Origin of the sequence: Pantoea sp. B550 (assembly GCF_024158165.1) — a bacterium.
Lineage (GTDB): Bacteria > Pseudomonadota > Gammaproteobacteria > Enterobacterales > Enterobacteriaceae > Pantoea > Pantoea alfalfae.
The window spans coordinates 3,329,860-3,348,078 of sequence record NZ_JAMYXI010000003.1 but is presented as its reverse complement, the minus strand read 5'-3'; the positions used below and the strand labels follow the sequence as shown (position 1 = coordinate 3,348,078).

Here is an 18,219-nt window from a genome sequence, read left to right as displayed (position 1 = left end):
TGGTGAATTAATGTTCAACCACCCTAATGTTCTACCTCCTGCGCACCCAAAGATCAATGCCCAATCTTCATGCCAGTGTCATAAATGTGACCTTAATCGGTAAAATTAAGGACGTTTTGTGATGCATACGCCAACACTATCTTTCTGAATAAGCTAATAAAAAAGCCCCTGAATGACGCCGATAAAACACGACAATCGTTCAGGGGCTTAGCTTATTTATTCACATTAATCTTAATTTAACGCAACCACATTATTAGCAATCGTCTGTGCGGTCTGCTGCCAACCCGCCGCCAGCGTTCTGACCATCGCATCGTAGCCATCTTCAGTCTGCGGCAGCACGAGGTTAAATGCCTGTTTGGTCACACGGCCCTGATGTTCCAGCGTCCATTCTCCACTGACAATCGCTTTGCCATCGTAGCGTCCCTGGAAGCCTGTAATGGTTACATTCAGCGTGTCGTGCTGGGCGCCTAACGGTGACCCGGCTACCAGCCGGCCTGGCAGCGCCTTGCTCAGGTTAGTGATCAATGTCTGCTGCAACTGCTGATCAAGCGGGCTGGCCCAGAGATTATTCGCGGCGATAACATATTTGACATCGCTGGTCTGATAAACCAGTCCGTTGCCTGCCAGATAATCCGGCACCGTCACCTGCTGCACCCATAACATCGGTTGCGCTTCATTCAGCTGGCTGCTGCTGACCTTCATGGAAGCAGCCCCGGATGGCAGCTGATACCAGGTATTGTCAACGCTGCTGCTGCACGCACTCAACACCAGCGCGGCACAAAGTATCAATCCTTTTTTCACTGTTTCGCCCTCTTCGGCTGGGGATCCTGTCCCGGTTTCGCCTCAAATACCAGCGCATTGCTCTTGGTGTTAAGCGTTCTTAACACCGGCTGGAGTTCACGCAGAACCTGATCCAGCCGCTGCATATCGCCGACCAGCTTGCTGTAGGCAGGCGAACCTGGCTGCAGGCCTTTCATGCTGCGGTTAAGCTCGCGTAACGTCTGCTGCAAATCTTCTGGCAGCGTTTTCATGGCCGGACTGCCGGTGACTTTATTGATGTTGTCGATGGTGCGCTGCAGATCACGCATCGTTTTCTGGCTCTCTTTGAGCGTACCTGTCGCTTCATTGACCATACCGTTCAGTGGCAGACTATTGATCTTATCCAGCGCCGCCATCAGCTTCTGCTGAATCTGGCTCAGGCCGCCGCTGACCGTTGGGATGACTTCATAACCAGAAACTTTCTGCGGGCCTTTATAAGGCGGTGCATTGTCATAGAAGTCGAGATCGACATAGAGCGCACCCGACAGCAGGCTACCGGTTTTCAGCGTCGCACGCAGGCCACGTTTTTTACCATCCTGCAGATGCTGCTCCAGATCGAAGTTCTCACCCAATCGGCTGACAAAACGATCCGGCTCAATGCGGATCAGCACCGGCACCCGGTAATCGTTATTCAGTGCCTGGACCAGGCCCGCTTTCATCAGTGGCGCTTCGGAGACAGTACCCAGACGAATGCCACGGAACTCAACCGGCGCGCCCGCCTGCAGCCCACGAATCGAGTCAGAGAAGAACATCACGTAGTCGATATGATTGGTGTAGAGCGAGTCCTGAATACTGCGCTGATCGTCAAACAGATGGTAGTCAGACTTGTTCTGCGCGGGCTCGCCCAGCGCCCAGCCATCCGGCACGTCAAAACTGACACCGCCGCTGAAGAGCGTGGTGAGCGATCCCATTTCCACCCGCATTCCTGAGGCGGACATATCCACGGCAATACCGCTGTCCTTCCAGAAGCGGACATTGGTGGTAATCAGGCGATCGTAGGGTGCAGCGACAAACAGCTGATAGGTCATCATACGTTTGTCAGTATCAAAAACGCTGGTCTCAACCGTACCGACACGGTAGCCACGGAACAGCACCGGATCACCCGGATTAAGCTGGCCTGCCTTTTTGCTGTCCAGCACGATACGAATACCTTTGGCATCCGGTGGCGCTAACGGCGGCGCATCCAGCAGCTTAAATTGCTCGGGTGGCTGTTTTTTGGTGCCGGGCTGCAGTTCGATATAAGCACCTGACAGCAGCGTGCCAAGCCCGCTGATCCCTTCACGCCCCACCTGCGGTTTCACTACCCAGAAAACACTGTCGCTGTGGAGCAGCTTTTCCATGCCCGCATTCAGACGCGCTTTGATTTCCACATGGTGAAGATCGTCGCTTAATACCGCGCTCTCCACCACGCCGACATCGACGCTGCGACTTTTAATCGTGGTTTTACCGGCAACAATGCCTTCGGCATTTTCGGTGATTAAGGTGACTTCCGGCCCCTGATGGCTGAAGTGATAAAAGAGGATCCAGCCACCGATTAACAGCGTAACGATGGGGACAATCCAGACCGGCGACCAGCGCTTAATCTGTTCCACCTTTGCATGGCCGTGGTTAGTTTCCGTCAAGGCGCGACTCCTTCATATTGTTTTCGCGTACACGATCCCAGGTTAATCGCGGGTCAAAGGTCATGGCAGCGATCATGGTAATAATCACCACCATCGCAAACAATACTGCCCCCCACGCGGGATAAACATTCATTAATTGCCCCATACGCACCAGCGCAGAGAGCACGGCAATCACAAACACGTCGATCATTGACCAGCGGCCAACAAACTCGACCACTTCATAAATTTTATGCATCTTATGACTGTCACGCCGCCCGCGTCCGCTGGCATCCCAGCAGAGCCAGCCGATGGCCAGCATCTTCAGCGTCGGCACCATGATACTGGCGATAAAGATTACCAGCGCCACCGGATAGGAACCATCGCCCCACAGCACAATGACCCCTGCCATGATATTGGAGGGATAAGCCGTACCGAGGGTTTCCGTCACCATGATCGGCAACAGATTGGCCGGGATGTAAATCAGTATTGAGGTGAACAGTAGCGCCAGCGTCCATTGCAGGCTGTGCTTACGCCGCGCCTGTGCGGTAACGCCACAGCGTGGACAGGTGTGCTCAGCTTCCGGCAGAATGGCGGTACAGCAGGGACAGGAGCGCAGGCCCTGCTCTAAACCACTGATGCCCACTTCGGGTGAATGAGGGATCGCAGGTCGCGGGGAAAGACTGTCCCACAAGCCCCGCCGGTCAACGCACTGAAAGGCCCGCAACTGTAACAGGCAGAACATCACCCACGGCCAGAAGCTGGTTTCCAGTCCGATATCCCCATAGGCCATCAATTTGACAAAGCTGACCAGTACACCCGCCATAAAGATTTCGGCCATGCCCCAGTTACGCAGCTGAAACAGAATACGCGCCAGACCAGTTTTGAGACGGACGGGCAGAGGGACCGGATTGACCAGCAGAATAATGGTGATCATGCAAAAGGCCGGAACCGCCTGCACAAACAGCAGAAACAGTGTCGCCAGGCTGCTGTAATCTTCCGTCACCATCACTTGTGGGATCTGCGACAGCGTAATCTGGCTGGTCAGCCCCGCCACTTTCATGGAGACAAAAGGAAACAGATTCGCCAGCAGCAGCATAAAGAGTGCCGCCAGCGCATAGCCCGTTGGCCGTTTACGGGGTTCGTGCCAGTTGGCCGTCAGAGAGGTATCGCAGCGCGGGCATGACGCACGGCTGCCAACGGGAATGTCCGGCAGCTTAATCATTAAATCGCATTGTGGACAGAGCATCCACGCGTTACTTTTCACTGCTGAACACATCCGTTAGCCCTGCCCTACGCGCCGTTTTTCAGTGACTCTAGCTCTTCCCAGCGCGCAAAAGCGGTTTCCAGCTCCTGCTCAGCCTGAGCGAGATTATCCAGCACCGGTTGCGTCTGATCGTGTGCCTGACTGAAGAAGTCCGGGTGACTCATCTTCGCCTGCAGTTCACCGATGCGCGCTTCCAGCTGCTCTAGTTTTTGCGGCAGCTGTTCCAGCTCACGCGCCAGATTGTAGCTGAGCTTATTCACGCTACGCTTCGCTTCACTCTTTTCGGCGGCTGGCTTAGCGGTATTCGCTGTCGCTTTTGCCGGTGAAGCAGACCTGTGCTGCCGGTAAGCGGCACGCTGCTGCTGCGCATCGTGATAACCGCCCACAAAGGTACCGATTTCGCCGTTGCCTTCAAAAATCCAGCACTCGGTGACCGTATTGTCGACGAACTGACGATCGTGACTCACCAGTAAGACGGTGCCCTGATAACCATCAATCAGCTCTTCCAGCAGCTCCAGCGTTTCGACGTCAAGGTCGTTGGTCGGTTCATCCAGAATCATCAGGTTGCTGGGACGCAGGAACAGGCGCGCCAGCAGCAGACGGTTACGTTCACCCCCTGAGAGTGCACGCACCGGCGTCATGGCACGTTTTGGATGGAACAGGAAGTCCTGCAGATAGCCCAGCACGTGGCGCGGTTTGCCGTTAACCAGCACTTCCTGCTTGCCTTCGGCCAGGTTGTCCATCACGGTGCGATCCGGATCCAGTTCAGCGCGATGCTGGTCGAAGTAGGCCACTTCCAGTTTGGTGCCGGAATGGACGCGGCCATGATCGGCTTTCAGCTGCTGCAGCATCAGACGCAGTAAGGTCGTTTTACCGCAGCCGTTCGGCCCGATCAGCGCAATTTTATCGCCACGCTGAACCTGGGTAGAGAAATCCTTCACCAGCGTTTTGCCGCCCACTGCGTAGTCGACATTTTCCAGCTCAAATACAATCTTGCCGGAACGGGAGGCTTCACCGACCTGCATGTTGGCTTTGCCCATCACTTCGCGACGTTCTGAATGTTCGCGACGCAGCGCTTTCAGCGCACGTACACGGCCTTCGTTACGTGTACGACGGGCTTTGATGCCCTGACGGATCCACACCTCTTCCTGCGCCAGCTTGCGGTCAAATTCCGCGTTCTGCATCTCTTCAACGCGCAGCGCCTCCTCTTTGCCTTCCAGATAGAGATCGTAGTTGCCCGGCCAGGAGACCAGCTTGCCACGGTCAAGATCGACAATGCGCGTCGCCATGTTGCGGATAAACGAACGGTCATGCGAGATAAAGACGATGCTGCCGCTGAAGTTCTTCAGGAAGGTTTCCAGCCAGTCGATGGTTTCGATATCAAGGTGGTTGGTTGGCTCATCCAGCATCAGGACGCGCGGGTTACTCACCAGCGCACGACCCAGCGCGGCTTTACGCAGCCAGCCGCCAGAGAGCGACGACAACTCGGTATCGGGCTGCAGACCAATCTGTTCCAGTACGTCATGGATGCGGCTCTCCAGCTGCCACAAATTCTGATGGTCGAGAATGCTCTGCAGTCGCGCCATCTCATTGAGGTTTTTATCGCTGGGATCTTCCATCACCACATGGGAAATGGCGTGATAGGCTTTGAGATGCTCAGCCTGCTCCTCAACGCCCTCGGCCACGAAGTCGTAGACCGAACCGGTAATATTGCGCGGCGGATCCTGTTGCAGACGCGCCACCACCAGATCGGTTTCATAAATAATGCGGCCATCATCCAGTGGCTGTTCGCCATTGATGATTTTCATCAGCGTGGATTTACCCGCACCGTTACGGCCCACCAGACAGACGCGTTCGTTCTCTTCGATGTGCAGCTCGGTATTGTCTAACAGCGGCGCATCGCTGAAGGAGAGATAAGCGCCGTGGATACTGATTAATGACATGTAATCTTATTCCTTACCGGCATGAGTGATCAGCCAGCAGTTGTGAATCTGACGGTTACGCGCGAAGTCCTGCGACTGCGTTTTCTGGGTAATATCCTGCGCCTGCAGGCCCAGTGCTTTCAGACCATCCATGTCCATTTTGAAACCACGTTTGTTATTGGAGAACATGATGGTGCCACCGCGACGCAGCAGGCGTTTCAGGTTACGCATCAGCATCATATGATCGCGCTGAACGTCGAAGCTCTCTTCCATACGTTTTGAGTTAGAGAAGGTTGGCGGATCGATAAAGATCAGGTCAAAATTCTCGTCACTCTCATTCAGCCAGCTCAGGCAATCCGCCTGCATCAGGCGGTGCTGACGTCCGGTTAGTCCGTTAAGACGCAGGTTGCGCTCCGCCCACTCCAGATAGGTACGCGACATATCTACCGTGGTAGTTGAACGCGCCCCACCCAGGCCGGCATGCACACTGGCGGTGCCGGTGTAGGCAAACAGGTTCAGGAAATCTTTACCCTGACTCATCTGGCCGAGCATTTTACGGGCAATGCGGTGATCGAGGAACAGGCCGGTATCGAGATAGTCGGTCAGGTTCACCCAGAAACGCGCATTAAACTCTTTAACGTCGAAATAGTCGCCTTTCTCGCTGAGCTTCTGATACTGCGCTTTACCTTTCTGGCGCTCACGCGTTTTCATAATCAGACGGTCAGCAGGCAGCTGCAGTACGCTCAGTGTCGCGCTGATGACATCGAACAGGCGCTGACGCGCTTTATTCGGATCGATGGTTTTCGGTGGCGCGTATTCCTGAATAATGACCCAGTCGCCATAGCGATCGACAGCAACGTTGTAGTCTGGCAGATCGGCGTCATAAATGCGGTAGCATTCAATGCCTTCCTGACGCGCCCACTTCTCCAGCTTCTTCACATTTTTACGCAGACGGTTTGCGTAATCTTCCGCAATCTGCCCGGCGCTTTCATGGCTGTTAACCGCCAGCTGATAGTTTTTCTGCACGCAATCCAGCGGACCGTTCTTCGCTTTGAACTGGCGATCGGCTCGCAGTTGCAGGCAGCTCAGCAGTTCAGGCGAGGCGCTGAACAGCGACAGGTTCCAGCCGCCAAAATGCTGCTTCATCAGACGTCCGAGCTGGCTGTGCAGCGCAATCAGCGCCGGTTCGCTCTCCAGGCGTTCACCGTACGGCGGGTTACTCAGCACCGTACCGTGAACCGCCGGTTCGAGCGGATTGGTCAGTTGCAGCAGGTCCTGCTGCGCAAATGTAAAGAGTTCAAAGACGCCAGCACGACGGGCATTCGCCTGCGCCCACTCCAGCACCCGGCCATTGTTATCGTAGCCAAAGAAGCGCGCCTGAGTCGCGGCTGTGCCCGCGCGGGCACGGTTCTGCGCCTCGGTTTTCACGTCCTGCCACAGCGCAGCATCAAACTTGTTCCAGGCAGTGAAGCCCCAGTGCTTACGTAGCAGGCCCGGAGCCCGATCGCTGGCGATCAGCGCCGCTTCAATCAGCAGCGTACCCGAACCGCACATCGGATCGATCAGCGGCGTGGTCGGCTCCCAGCCTGAACGCAGCACGATAGCCGCCGCCAGCGTCTCTTTTAACGGTGCCTGACCGGTCTGCTGGCGATAACCGCGCTGATGCAGCGAGGTGCCGCTGAGATCCAGCGCAATGCTGGCGCGGTCGTCATTCAGCCAGACGTTGACACGAATATCCGCCTGCTCACGATCGACATCAGGCCGCTCGAGATTCTGACGGGTAAAGCTGTCTACGATGGCATCTTTAACTTTTAGCGCACCGAACTGGCTGTTACGAATCGCGTCGTTGGTGCCGCTGAAATGCACAACAAAGGTTTTGTCGCTGCCGAACATCGACGGCCAGTCCACGCTCTGTACACCCAGATAGAGATCGAGATCGCTGTAGACGCCGAACTCTCCCAGCGGCAACAGGATGCGTGATGCTAAACGACTCCACATCAGGCTTTGGTACATGGCGCGATCGTCGGCTTCGTAGTGAACGCCTCCCTGCACCACTTGCAAATCCTGCGCACCCAGCGCGTCCAGCTCACTTTTTAACAGCTCTTCGAGCCCACGCGCCGTGCTGGCAAACAGAGAATTCATATCGTCACTTTTAACTCTTGAGAAAATTGTCGCGCATTATAGCGAATCGGAGACCTATGTCATAAAGTTAGCTTCTTTTGTGTCGCGCGTCGGGTTCAAGGAGAACACCATGATCACGCTTTCCCGCTTATTTATTCATCCTGTGAAGTCAATGCGGGGATTAGCGTTGTCACATGCGCTGGTCACTGACAGCGGACTGGCGTTTGATCGTCTGTTTATGGTGACCGAACCTGATGGCACCTTTATTACTGCACGCCAGCACCCGGAGATGGTGCGCTTTACACCGGCACTCCTGCCGGATGGCCTGCTGCTGGCTGCGCCGGATGGCAGCCAGACCCTGATCCGCTTCAGCGATTTTAGTGAGCAGGATCATCCCACCGAAGTCTGGGGCAACCACTTCACTGCGCGCATTGCGCCCGAAGCAGTTAATCAGTGGCTGAGCCAGTTCTTCCCGCGTGACGTTCAACTGCGCTGGGTCGGGCCGCAACCGACTCGCCGGGTCAAAAAGTTTGATCATATTCCGCTGAGCTTTGCCGATGGCTTTCCGTTTTTGCTGATCAACAATGCTTCGCTGCACGATCTGCAACAGCGCTGCCCGGCCAGCGTCCGTGCCGAACAGTTTCGCCCGAATCTGATCATCAGCGGTGCGGCCGCCTGGGATGAGGATAGCTGGGCAGAGATTCAGATTGGCGACGTCATCTTTGAGGCTCCCAAGCCCTGCAGTCGCTGTGTACTTACTACGGTCAGCACCGAGACCGGACTTAAGCATCCCACCGGTCATCCGCTGGCGACACTGCAGACTTTCCGCACCGCTCAGGATGGCAGTGGCGACATCGATTTCGGTCTGAACTTAGTGGCGCGGAACAGTGGTGTGGTGCGTACGGGTGATGAAATGATCGTCCTGAAACGTCATGCGCCCCGCATCTATGGTGCCGGCGAAGTGGTCGAAACGCTGAAACCACAGCAGCAGACGCCGGATGCCGTGACCATCACGTTTCAGGGTCAGACCTTCACCGGGGATAATCAGCAGGTATTACTGGATCAGCTGGAGATGCAGGGCTTTCGCATCCCTTACTCCTGTCGGGCAGGTCTGTGTGGTAGCTGCAAGCTGAGTCTGGTAGCCGGTGAAGTAAAAGCGCTTAAACAGAGTGCCCTGCGTCAGGACGGCACCCTCTTAAGCTGCAGCTGTATTCCGGCAGGTGATATAGAAGTGAAGTAATCAGACAGCGCGGGCGTAGTGCGCGACATCCTGGTACCAGGGTTGCAGCCGGTCGTTCATGACCTTGATGGCATCGCCGAGCACCATATTTTTACCGGCCAGGGTTAATCCAGGCTGCGCCAGCAGGCAGAGCGCCGCATTATCACCACTCTCAACCACCAGCAGACGTGCCTGTGTGCCCTCTTCTGCCAGCGTAACCTGCACCATTTCACCGGGACGGGGCTGCATTGCAGGGGCATAAGCGGCGAAATGCCAGCTTTTTGGCATCAGTGGTTTGAGGAAACGCGCGGCGACCAGCGCATTCAGCACCAGTTCAGCGCAATGGCTGCCACTGAGTTTGCACTGACGACAGGTCTCTTCAAAGGTGTAATACAGAGCGGCGTCATCGACACAGAAACCCGACTCAGAGAACGCATCCGGCGTGAGCATTTTGCGGGAAAAGCGGGAACGAAAAAGCATCCCGTCAGCCAGGTCGAGCATCATTCGGTCGTGGCTGCTATCAAAATACCAGCGCCAGTTATCATCGGGTTTAATTTTCATCGTGTGCCCTGTATTTACCGCTGCGCCAAAAATCGCGCAGAATTCAGCGAAAAAAGAAACATAAGGAAAAGCTGAAAAAGCGTGCAACAGGACAAAATATAAACGAGCCGAGGGGATAAATAAACCCCCCGGCCAATCATTGTGAGAATTGTCTTAGAGATGCGTAACGATATCTTTAATTAATCCTGGCCCCTGATAAATAAAGCCTGAATAAATCTGAACCAGCGTTGCGCCAGCGGCGATTTTTTCACGCGCAGCGGTCAGAGAATCAATGCCGCCAACGCCGATAATGGGAAGACGCCCCTGCAGCTCCTGAGAGAGGCGCTGGATCACTGCCGTACTGCGCGACTGCACTGGCCGTCCACTTAATCCACCCGCTTCTTCAGCATGCTTAAGACCGCTTACCAGCGAACGATCGAGCGTGGTATTGCTGGCAATGACGCCATCAATCTGATGACGAATCAAACTGTCCGCGACCTGAATTAACTCCTCTTCAGAGAGATCGGGCGCAATTTTTACGGCCAGCGGAACATATTTCAGATGGCGCTTTTCAAGCTCTTTTTGTTTCTGTTTAATGGAAGAGAGCAAATCATCCAGCGCCTCACCATATTGCAGTGAACGCAAACCTGGCGTGTTAGGCGAGGAAATATTGATGGCGATATAACCGGCATGGGCATAGACCTTTTCCATGCAGATCAGATAATCCTCTTTGCCCTGCTCAACCGGCGTATCTTTATTTTTACCGATATTGATCCCAAGCACGCCGTTAAAACGCGCTTTTTTCACATTCTCAACCAGGTGGTCAACGCCCAGATTATTAAATCCCATCCGGTTGATAATGCCGCCCGCTTCCACCAGACGAAACATCCGCGGCTTATCATTACCTGCCTGGGCGCGCGGCGTGACGGTGCCGACTTCAACAAAACCAAAGCCCATCGCCGCAAACGCATCAATGCACTCGGCGTTCTTATCCAGACCCGCAGCCAGGCCCAGGGCATTCTTAAAGGTCAGTCCCATGCAGGTGACCGGACGCGACGGCAGATTCTGGCGATAAAACAGCTCCAGCGGCGTGCCGTTCATAAAACGCAGTTGCTTAAAGGTGAGTTCGTGCGCGCGTTCGGGGTCGAGTTTAAACAGCGCCGGTCGGACGATAGGATAAAACATGCACTCTCCTGAAGGACGGAAGCAATCGTGAAAGTCGGTGCACGGGAAAATGTGCGCCAGAATGGTAAAGTGCTCTGGCGCAAAAGTAAATCGAAGGGCGGGGATGCAGAAAACTATATGAAAATGCTTTGATCTTAAACGGCGGAATCGTTTACGGGCTGGTTTTTCACTTCGGAAGGAAACAGATACTCCCGCAGAATGCCGTGACGCTGCATGATGCCAAAGATACCGAGACAGACAAACGCTTCAGCCCCTACCATCGACCACGCAGCACCGATAGCACCAAATTTCCACGCCAGGAAACAGCATAGCGGCACGTTTATCACGCCAGCGGCCATCATGACCCACATACGCTGACGCGCCAGACCGTGCGGGATGAGAATCTGTAATCCAGCCGGATAGGCAATGTTGCCGAACAGGAAGCAGAGCACGAAGACGCGCAGCACATCCGCCGACGGAATAAAGTCTTTACCCAGTAAAATAGAGACCACCAGGTCAGCAAAGAACCAGGTAAAGATCACAATCGACAGACTCAGTGAGAATGACAGCAGCAGGCTTTTGCGCGTTGCCGCAATGGCGGCACGTTTATCCCGACCAAACAGATGGCTGACACGCGGGAAGAAAGCACTGCCGATCTGCTCGGGTACGGAGTTAGCCGCTTTACGCAGACGATCCGCACCGTTGTAGATCCCGACCATATAAGTAGAGGTAAAGGAGGCCAGGATCACCACGTTGACGCTGTTAAACAGATTGGCACCCGCGATAGCAATAAACACATCCATGCTGTCGGTGATGCGCTGTTTGATTTCGCGCGGCTCAAAGCGGTAACGGCCAATGACCTTCATCTCCAGCACAAACTTCAGCGTAATCGCTGCACTGATGATGGAGACAGTGCCAGGGATCAGCGCCGCCAGCCAGGTATCCTGCGGGGATTTCACCAGCAAAAAGGTCAGTGGAATGGCACAGAAGTTACCGAAGGTGGCGATCATCGCCGTTTTACCCAGTTTCTCAAACCCCTGCATCAGCCAGCCGAATGAAAACAGCGAGCCTATCAGCGTGGTGCAGTTCGCCAGAATGATAAAAAACAGCGGATGCCAGGCGGGATTAAACCAGGTCGCCGTCAGTAACGTGCCACTGGTCACCACCAGCAGCATCAGCTTGGCGTTAAACGTTGACCAGAAAAGCTGACTGACGCGTTCCTTATCATCACGATGATGAGCAATGTCTTTAGTAGTAAAGACGTTGAATCCCCAGTCAGAGATGGTACTGCAATAGAGCACGCAGGCGATGGCCAGCGCCAGCGTCCCCATCTGCTCTACACCCAGAACGCGGGCAAGATAGGGCAGCGTGGCCAGCGGAAACAAAAATGATGCGCCGCGGTAGGCCAGCAGCGAGAAAATATTAATAACCAGACTTTTATCGAGTACTTTTGCCATGACGCAACAACCTTATACACATTGCATGTCTCACCTTCTCATTTCGCAAAGGCATAAACAATATCGCTTCACATTTTTCAGAATCAGGCTGCTTTTCAGAATCAGGCGGCGTTTTTCAGCTCTTTTTTGACCTTGTAATGCTGAAGTGCAATAAACAGTTCAGGCCGATTGAACAATAGCCACTCTTTAACGTTTTCTGTTTTCACATTGCGACCCATAAAGCGAATTGCGTTAAGCACATATTCCGGCACAGGCGTACGATTATAAAGTGATAAGTAGATCATCAGACGAAACGAGTGAATTAAATAGGCTTTTTCAAGCGTATCGCGCCACGCTGATTTAACCAGAGAGCCGGTTAACGTATTGTAGGCGTGCATAAAGGCATCATAACGCTGATAGAAAAACTCATTACTTTTGGTACTGTTCGTCAGTGAGCCGTTACGAATACGCTGTTTATAATAAACCTGATGGCTCACCCAGGCCTGCTGACTTTTCATAAAGCAGGAGAGCGTAAAATTGTGGTCTTCATGAACGCGTTTAACAAAGCGTAATTTATGCTGTTCAATAACACGTTTGCTGATGACATAGCTCCACGCCGCTGACGTATAGCTGCCGTTACGCAGCAGGCCCAATAAGACGTCCTGCGGTTTTTGCTGCCCAAAGTATTCGTGTCTGACTTTTGGCGAGGTGATATCAATATGGCCGTCGCGATAGACGCACGATTTAAAACAGAACAGATCCGTTTCAGGATGCTTTTCCGCCACCATGCTCAGTTCAGCGACCAACCCATCCGCCACGACGTCGTCTGGATCGCAGAAAAAGAGAAACTGACCCTTAGCCTGCTCAATACCCACATCACGTGCATGACCGGCACCACCATTCTCAGTCGTCATTATTTTCACCTGAGCAAGGTGTGCATAATTCTGTTCAAGTAAGGCTAATGTTCCATCGGTGGAGCCATCATTCACAATGATTATTTCATTGGGTGCTTTAACCTGACGTAATAATGAATCGACGCACTCCACAATATATTTTTCAACATTGTAGGTTGGAATAATCACTGATAATAAAGTGTCAGACATAGGCAATTCTCTGCTGTTAGAAAAAAGACAATACGAGTCACCTGCCAGATGCAGGGCCTGACCAGAGGCGAAACGTCGAAAAGAGTAATACGCTACTATTATGATGGCTTTGATTGAGCCTGATTATCTTAAACCGGTTATGCGAAAAAAGACCACTTGTAAAAATTATCTAAACGTTTCACCTGATTTTCACTGTTAAAAAAAGTGCATCTATAGCCCGCTGTAATGTTAAAACCGTTGAGGAATGATTTAAAATCCCCCCACAAAGCAGGCGTAACCAGATTCAGAAATCTGTAAGCGAACATCTGAAAAGATGAATATCTTCACTATTCCTTCATTTTTATTACAGTTTACTTTCTGCAATTAATCTTAATCTTTGGCGGATGCGGCCGCAGTTACGCTGATTCCGTGCCGCTTCAGAGGCTATTTTTTCAACCGTTTCGCTTTAACACCGCGTCATTCTCAGGAAGATTGATTAAGCAATCAGACGAAAGAGAATTTTTCTGATCAATCACCCCATTATGGCAATCTCATATCATACCCATTAATGAATTGCTCAGCTGCCAGCGCCTAATTTAAGAATTATCGGAAGCGGTAGTTTTATTCGCTGCTACAGGCACGTCTATTTGCAGTTTTTATCCTTGCTTTGCCGGATAAATCATTTAAGCCCACTCCCCTGCTCTGACAGTATGAAGGCATAAGTTCTCAACATTAAATAATCAATAACTTTTAGTTATAAGGAGTGATAATGCGAGTTATTACGCTGGCAGGCAGCCCACGATTTCCCTCCCGCTCAACTTCATTACTGACGTTGTGTCAGCACAAACTGGAAGCTCGTGGCATTGAAGTCATTCCCTGGAATATTCACAACTTTCAGCCTGACGATCTGATTAATGCGCGCTTTGATGCACCCGCGCTGCTGGCCCTGCGTGACGATCTGGCCTCGGCTGATGGGCTGATTGTGGCAACACCTATCTATAAAGCGTCGTTTTCGGGCGCGCTGAAGACCCTGCTCGATCTGCTGCCTGAGCGCGCACTGGAGCATAAAGTTGTGTTACCACTCGCCAGCGGCGGCAGTGTCGGCCATATGCTGGCGCTGGACTACGCGCTGAAACCGGTTCTCAACGCGCTGAAAGCACAGGAAATTCTGCATGGGGTCTACGCCGAAGACAGCCAGGTCACGCATTACGATCGTCAGCCTGTACTGGAAGATTCACTGGCAGAGCGTCTTGACGAAGCCGTCTCCGCGTTCTGGCTGGCGCTGACCCGTCATCACCATCCCGTTGCGCAGGCAGTATAAGGAAGCGATCAATGAAGCAGAGATTAGGAAAGTGGCTGGTGGCGGGACTCTTACTGGCTGGCCTTCAGGTACAGGCCGCAGAATCGGATCCGGCTGAGATTCGCATCGGCTATCAGAAAGGTTCGGTCAGCATGGTACTGGCGAAGTCACATCAGTTGCTGGAGAAACGGTTCCCCCATACTCAGATTAAGTGGATCGAGTTCCCGGCTGGCCCGCAAATGCTGGAAGCGCTGAACATTAACAGTATCGATCTCGGCAGTACCGGTGACCTTCCGCCACTGTTTGCCCAGGCCGCAGGCGCAGATCTGCTCTATGTCGGCTCGGAGCCGCCAAAACCGAAATCAGAAGTGATTCTGGTGCCGAAAAACAGCGCTCTGAAACAGGTCTCCGATCTGAAAGGCAAAAAAGTCGCTTTCCAGAAAGGCTCCAGTTCACACAATTTACTGCTGCGCGCATTACAGCAGGCGGGCCTCACGTTTAAAGACATCACGCCGGTTTATCTGACGCCAGCCGATGCGCGCGCTGCCTTCCAGCAGGGTGATGTGGATGCCTGGGCAATCTGGGATCCCTACTACTCTTCAGTACTGTTGCAGGGTAATTCGCGCCTGCTGATTGATGGCAGCTCACTAAATCTGACCGGGTCCTTCTATCTGGCGACGCGTAGCTATGCCGAAGCCCACGGCGCGTTTATCCAGCAGGTGCTGGACACCTTCAGCAGTGCCGACGCGCTGACGATCAGCCAGCCTAAGCAGAGCACCACGCTTCTTGCCCAGGCGATGGGCCTGTCTGAACCCGTTATTGCCAGCTATCTCAGCCATCGTCCACCCACCCGGATTTCGCCGGTCAGTGCTGAAACCGCAGCCGCACAGCAGCGTACCGCTGATCTGTTTTATGCCAATCATCTGTTGCCAGTCAAAGTGACGATTCAGGATCGCATCTGGCAACCGCATACCGTAACGCAGTAAGGAGCAATAATGAGCGTATCCATATTCTGGTTCCTGCCGACGCATGGCGACGGCCACTACCTTGGTACCGCCGAAGGCGCGCGACCGGTTGATCACGCCTATTTACAGCAGGTGGCGCAGGCCGCTGACCGTCTCGGCTTTGGTGGTGTATTAATCCCGACCGGCCGCTCCTGCGAAGATGCCTGGCTGGTTGCCGCCTCGCTGATCCCGGTGACGCAGCGCCTGCGTTTCCTGGTCGCGCTACGACCCGGCGTCATTTCACCGACTCAGGCGGCGCGTCAGGCTGCCACGCTGGATCGTCTCTCCAACGGCCGTGCGCTGTTCAATCTGGTGACCGGCGGCGATCCGGAAGAACTGGCGGGCGACGGCGTGTTCCTGGATCACCGTGAGCGTTACGCAGAATCTGCCGAGTTCACCCGCGTCTGGCGCCGGGTGCTGGAAGGCGAAACGGTTGATTACGAAGGCAAGCACGTGAAGGTTCGCGGCGCGCGTCTGATGTTTAAACCGGTGCAGCAGCCTCGCCCACCGCTGTGGTTTGGCGGCTCTTCTGAACCGGCTCAGGAACTGGCGGCCGAACAGGTCGATGTTTACCTTACCTGGGGCGAACCGCCTGCTCAGGTTAAAGAGAAGATTGATCAGGTGCGCGCGAAAGCGGCCGCGCAGGGACGTACGGTGCGGTTTGGTATCCGTTTGCATGTGATTGTGCGCGAAACCAACGAAGAGGCCTGGCAGGCCGCCGACCGGCTGATTGCCAATGTCGATGACGCCACTATTGCGAAGGCACAGGCAGCGTTCCAGCGGGCCGATTCTGTAGGGCAGCGCCGGATGGCCGCGCTGCACGGTGGTCGCCGCGACAAACTCGAAATCAGCCCGAATCTGTGGGCAGGTGTGGGTCTGGTACGCAGTGGAGCCGGTACAGCGCTGGTCGGTGATGGCCCAACCGTTGCCGCACGCATCAAAGAGTATGAAGCACTGGGCATTGAGACCTTTATCCTGTCAGGTTATCCGCATCTGGAAGAGGCTTATCGCGTCGGCGAACTGCTGTTCCCGCATCTTGATCTACAGGTTCCACTCGTGCCTCAGCCGCGCGTCGTTCAGGCGCACGGTGAAGCGGTAGCCAACGATTTTACCCCTGAGAAAAAAGCCGCCCGGGGCTGAGGAGAGCATGATGGCCAGAACCCGAAAACGCCTTGCTGATACGCTGGTGCCGTGGCTATTGCCGACACTGCTTGTCGTGGTGTGGCAAATTGCTTCGCAAACCGGCTGGTTATCGAACCGTATTCTGCCCGCGCCGGAGAAAATTGTGACCACCTTCTGGCAGCTGACTGTCAGCGGTGAACTCTGGCAGCATCTGGCAATAAGCAGCTGGCGGGCACTGATCGGTTTCAGCATTGGCGGTTCGATCGGCCTGATACTTGGGCTGATCACCGGCACCTCAAAAACCGGTGAACGGCTGCTGGATACGTCGGTGCAGATGCTGCGCAATGTGCCACATCTGGCGCTGATCCCGTTGGTGATCCTCTGGTTCGGTATCGACGAGTCCGCCAAAATCTTTCTGGTGGCGCTGGGCACGCTGTTCCCGATCTACCTGAATACCTATCACGGCATCCGCAATATCGATCGCGGACTGGTTGAGATGGCACGCAGCTATGGCCTCTCCGGCTGGAGCCTGTTTATCCAGGTGATCCTGCCCGGCGCACTGCCGAATATTATGGTCGGCGTGCGTTTTGCGCTGGGTCTGATGTGGCTGACGCTGATTGTCGCTGAAACCATCTCCGCCAACGCGGGCATCGGCTATCTGGCAATGAACGCACGTGAATTCCTGCAGACCGATGTGGTGGTGGTCGCCATCATTCTCTATGCCCTGCTCGGCAAACTGGCGGATGTCGCCGCGTTGTTACTGGAACGCATCTGGCTGCGCTGGCATCCCGCTTACCAACTAAAGGAGGAGAACGCATGAGCCAGGCTCTCTCACCAGCCCGCCTTAACACTGGCACGCCGGTTGGCGTTAACGGCGTCAGCAAACAGTATGGCAGTCGTACCATTCTCAATAAGATCGACCTGCATATTCCTTCGGGTCAGTTTGTGGCGGTAGTGGGTCGCAGCGGCTGCGGCAAAAGCACCCTGTTGCGCCTGCTGGCCGGACTTGAACACAGCTCCAGCGGTGAATTGCTGGCAGGGAATACGCCGCTGCAGTCAGCACGCGACGATACCCGCCTGATGTTTCAGGATGCACGACTGCTGCCGTGGAAAAAAGTCATTGATAACGTCGGGCTGGGCCTGCGCGGCCGCGAATGGCACAGCGCAGCGATGGATGCCCTGACGGCGGTGGGACTGGCCGATCGCGCCAATGAGTGGCCGGCTGCACTCTCTGGTGGACAGAAACAACGCGTGGCGCTGGCCCGAGCGCTGATTCATCGGCCCGGCTTACTGCTGCTGGATGAACCACTGGGGGCGCTGGATGCCCTGACACGCATTGAAATGCAGGGATTGATTGAGTCACTGTGGCAGCAACATCATTTTACCGTGCTGCTGGTCACGCATGATGTCAGTGAAGCGGTCGTGATGGCGGATCGTGTGTTGTTGATCGAAGAGGGCGAAATCGGTCTGGATCTGCTGGTAGATTTGCCGCGACCACGACGTCGTGGGTCTGCGCGGCTGGCCGAGCTGGAAGCAGAGGTACTGGATCGGGTGATGCAGCGTACGGAACGACCGCAGCCGGTACGTTACGCGCAGCAGCGCTGAAAAAGAGAGCGTCTCAGACG

General features: G+C 54.4%; 15 protein-coding genes. 6 read left to right on the top strand and 9 right to left on the bottom strand.

Annotation, left to right across the window (positions count from 1 at the left end; translation table 11 throughout):
• Positions 1-231: 231 nt before the first annotated feature.
• The 5 genes from pqiC to rlmKL are packed head-to-tail and all read right to left on the bottom strand — an operon-like array spanning position 232 to position 7,748.
• Entirely contained in the window at positions 232-801 is a 570-nt protein-coding gene (gene pqiC / locus NIM72_RS18595; RefSeq protein ID WP_222924253.1) for a membrane integrity-associated transporter subunit PqiC, read from the bottom strand.
• The gene (gene pqiB, locus NIM72_RS18590) at positions 798-2,441 is read right to left on the bottom strand and encodes an intermembrane transport protein PqiB (protein ID WP_161735664.1); all 1,644 of its coding nucleotides are present in this window, start codon (positions 2,439-2,441) and stop codon (positions 798-800) included. The genes pqiC and pqiB overlap by 4 nt, the downstream gene beginning before the upstream one ends.
• Positions 2,428-3,696, bottom strand: a complete 1,269-nt coding sequence (gene pqiA, locus NIM72_RS18585) for a membrane integrity-associated transporter subunit PqiA (RefSeq protein WP_253421493.1) — start codon at positions 3,694-3,696, stop codon at positions 2,428-2,430. The genes pqiB and pqiA overlap by 14 nt, the downstream gene beginning before the upstream one ends.
• Before the next feature lie 14 nt (positions 3,697-3,710).
• A complete protein-coding gene (locus NIM72_RS18580) occupies positions 3,711-5,627 on the bottom strand; it encodes an ABC transporter ATP-binding protein (protein WP_161735668.1) in 1,917 nt (638 codons plus the stop codon).
• A gap of 6 nt (positions 5,628-5,633) precedes the next feature.
• On the bottom strand, positions 5,634-7,748 hold the full coding sequence (gene rlmKL, locus NIM72_RS18575) for a bifunctional 23S rRNA (guanine(2069)-N(7))-methyltransferase RlmK/23S rRNA (guanine(2445)-N(2))-methyltransferase RlmL (RefSeq protein WP_161735670.1): 2,115 nt from the start codon (positions 7,746-7,748) through the stop codon (positions 5,634-5,636).
• A 109-nt stretch (positions 7,749-7,857) separates the two neighbouring features.
• Here rlmKL and NIM72_RS18570 point away from each other — a divergent pair, with 109 nt between their 5' ends.
• Positions 7,858-8,967 (top strand): YcbX family protein, encoded by a 1,110-nt coding sequence (locus NIM72_RS18570; RefSeq protein WP_253421491.1) that lies wholly within the window; start codon positions 7,858-7,860, stop codon positions 8,965-8,967.
• Here NIM72_RS18570 and NIM72_RS18565 read toward each other — a convergent pair whose 3' ends face one another.
• From NIM72_RS18565 to NIM72_RS18550, 4 genes are all read right to left on the bottom strand, one after another.
• Positions 8,968-9,507, bottom strand: coding sequence for a cell division protein ZapC (locus tag NIM72_RS18565; RefSeq protein WP_150009867.1), 540 nt, complete (start codon positions 9,505-9,507; stop codon positions 8,968-8,970). It lies immediately after the preceding gene.
• 153 nt (positions 9,508-9,660) lie between these two features.
• Complete coding sequence (pyrD, locus tag NIM72_RS18560) at positions 9,661-10,671, bottom strand: quinone-dependent dihydroorotate dehydrogenase (RefSeq protein WP_161735674.1); 1,011 nt, start codon at positions 10,669-10,671, stop codon at positions 9,661-9,663.
• A 134-nt stretch (positions 10,672-10,805) separates the two neighbouring features.
• Entirely contained in the window at positions 10,806-12,107 is a 1,302-nt protein-coding gene (locus NIM72_RS18555; RefSeq protein ID WP_013357342.1) for a flippase, read from the bottom strand.
• Between the two features lie 101 nt (positions 12,108-12,208).
• Complete coding sequence (locus NIM72_RS18550) at positions 12,209-13,189, bottom strand: glycosyltransferase family 2 protein (RefSeq protein ID WP_222924257.1); 981 nt, start codon at positions 13,187-13,189, stop codon at positions 12,209-12,211.
• 748 nt (positions 13,190-13,937) lie between these two features.
• Between NIM72_RS18550 and ssuE the strand changes: the two genes are divergently transcribed.
• Genes ssuE through ssuB form a run of 5 tightly spaced genes read left to right on the top strand, consistent with a single transcriptional unit; the run spans position 13,938 to position 18,199 of the window.
• Entirely contained in the window at positions 13,938-14,489 is a 552-nt protein-coding gene (ssuE, locus tag NIM72_RS18545) for an NADPH-dependent FMN reductase (protein ID WP_013357340.1), read from the top strand.
• A gap of 11 nt (positions 14,490-14,500) precedes the next feature.
• Positions 14,501-15,454: a sulfonate ABC transporter substrate-binding protein gene (locus tag NIM72_RS18540; protein ID WP_161735677.1), complete on the top strand. Its 954-nt coding sequence runs from the start codon at positions 14,501-14,503 to the stop codon at positions 15,452-15,454.
• A gap of 9 nt (positions 15,455-15,463) precedes the next feature.
• Positions 15,464-16,612, top strand: a complete 1,149-nt coding sequence (ssuD, locus tag NIM72_RS18535) for an FMNH2-dependent alkanesulfonate monooxygenase (RefSeq protein ID WP_222924258.1) — start codon at positions 15,464-15,466, stop codon at positions 16,610-16,612.
• A 10-nt stretch (positions 16,613-16,622) separates the two neighbouring features.
• Complete coding sequence (gene ssuC / locus NIM72_RS18530; RefSeq protein ID WP_222925490.1) at positions 16,623-17,414, top strand: aliphatic sulfonate ABC transporter permease SsuC; 792 nt, start codon at positions 16,623-16,625, stop codon at positions 17,412-17,414.
• Positions 17,411-18,199 (top strand): aliphatic sulfonates ABC transporter ATP-binding protein, encoded by a 789-nt coding sequence (gene ssuB / locus NIM72_RS18525; RefSeq protein WP_253421488.1) that lies wholly within the window; start codon positions 17,411-17,413, stop codon positions 18,197-18,199. Before ssuC ends, ssuB begins: the two co-directional genes overlap by 4 nt.
• The last annotated feature ends 20 nt before the right edge of the window (positions 18,200-18,219 follow it).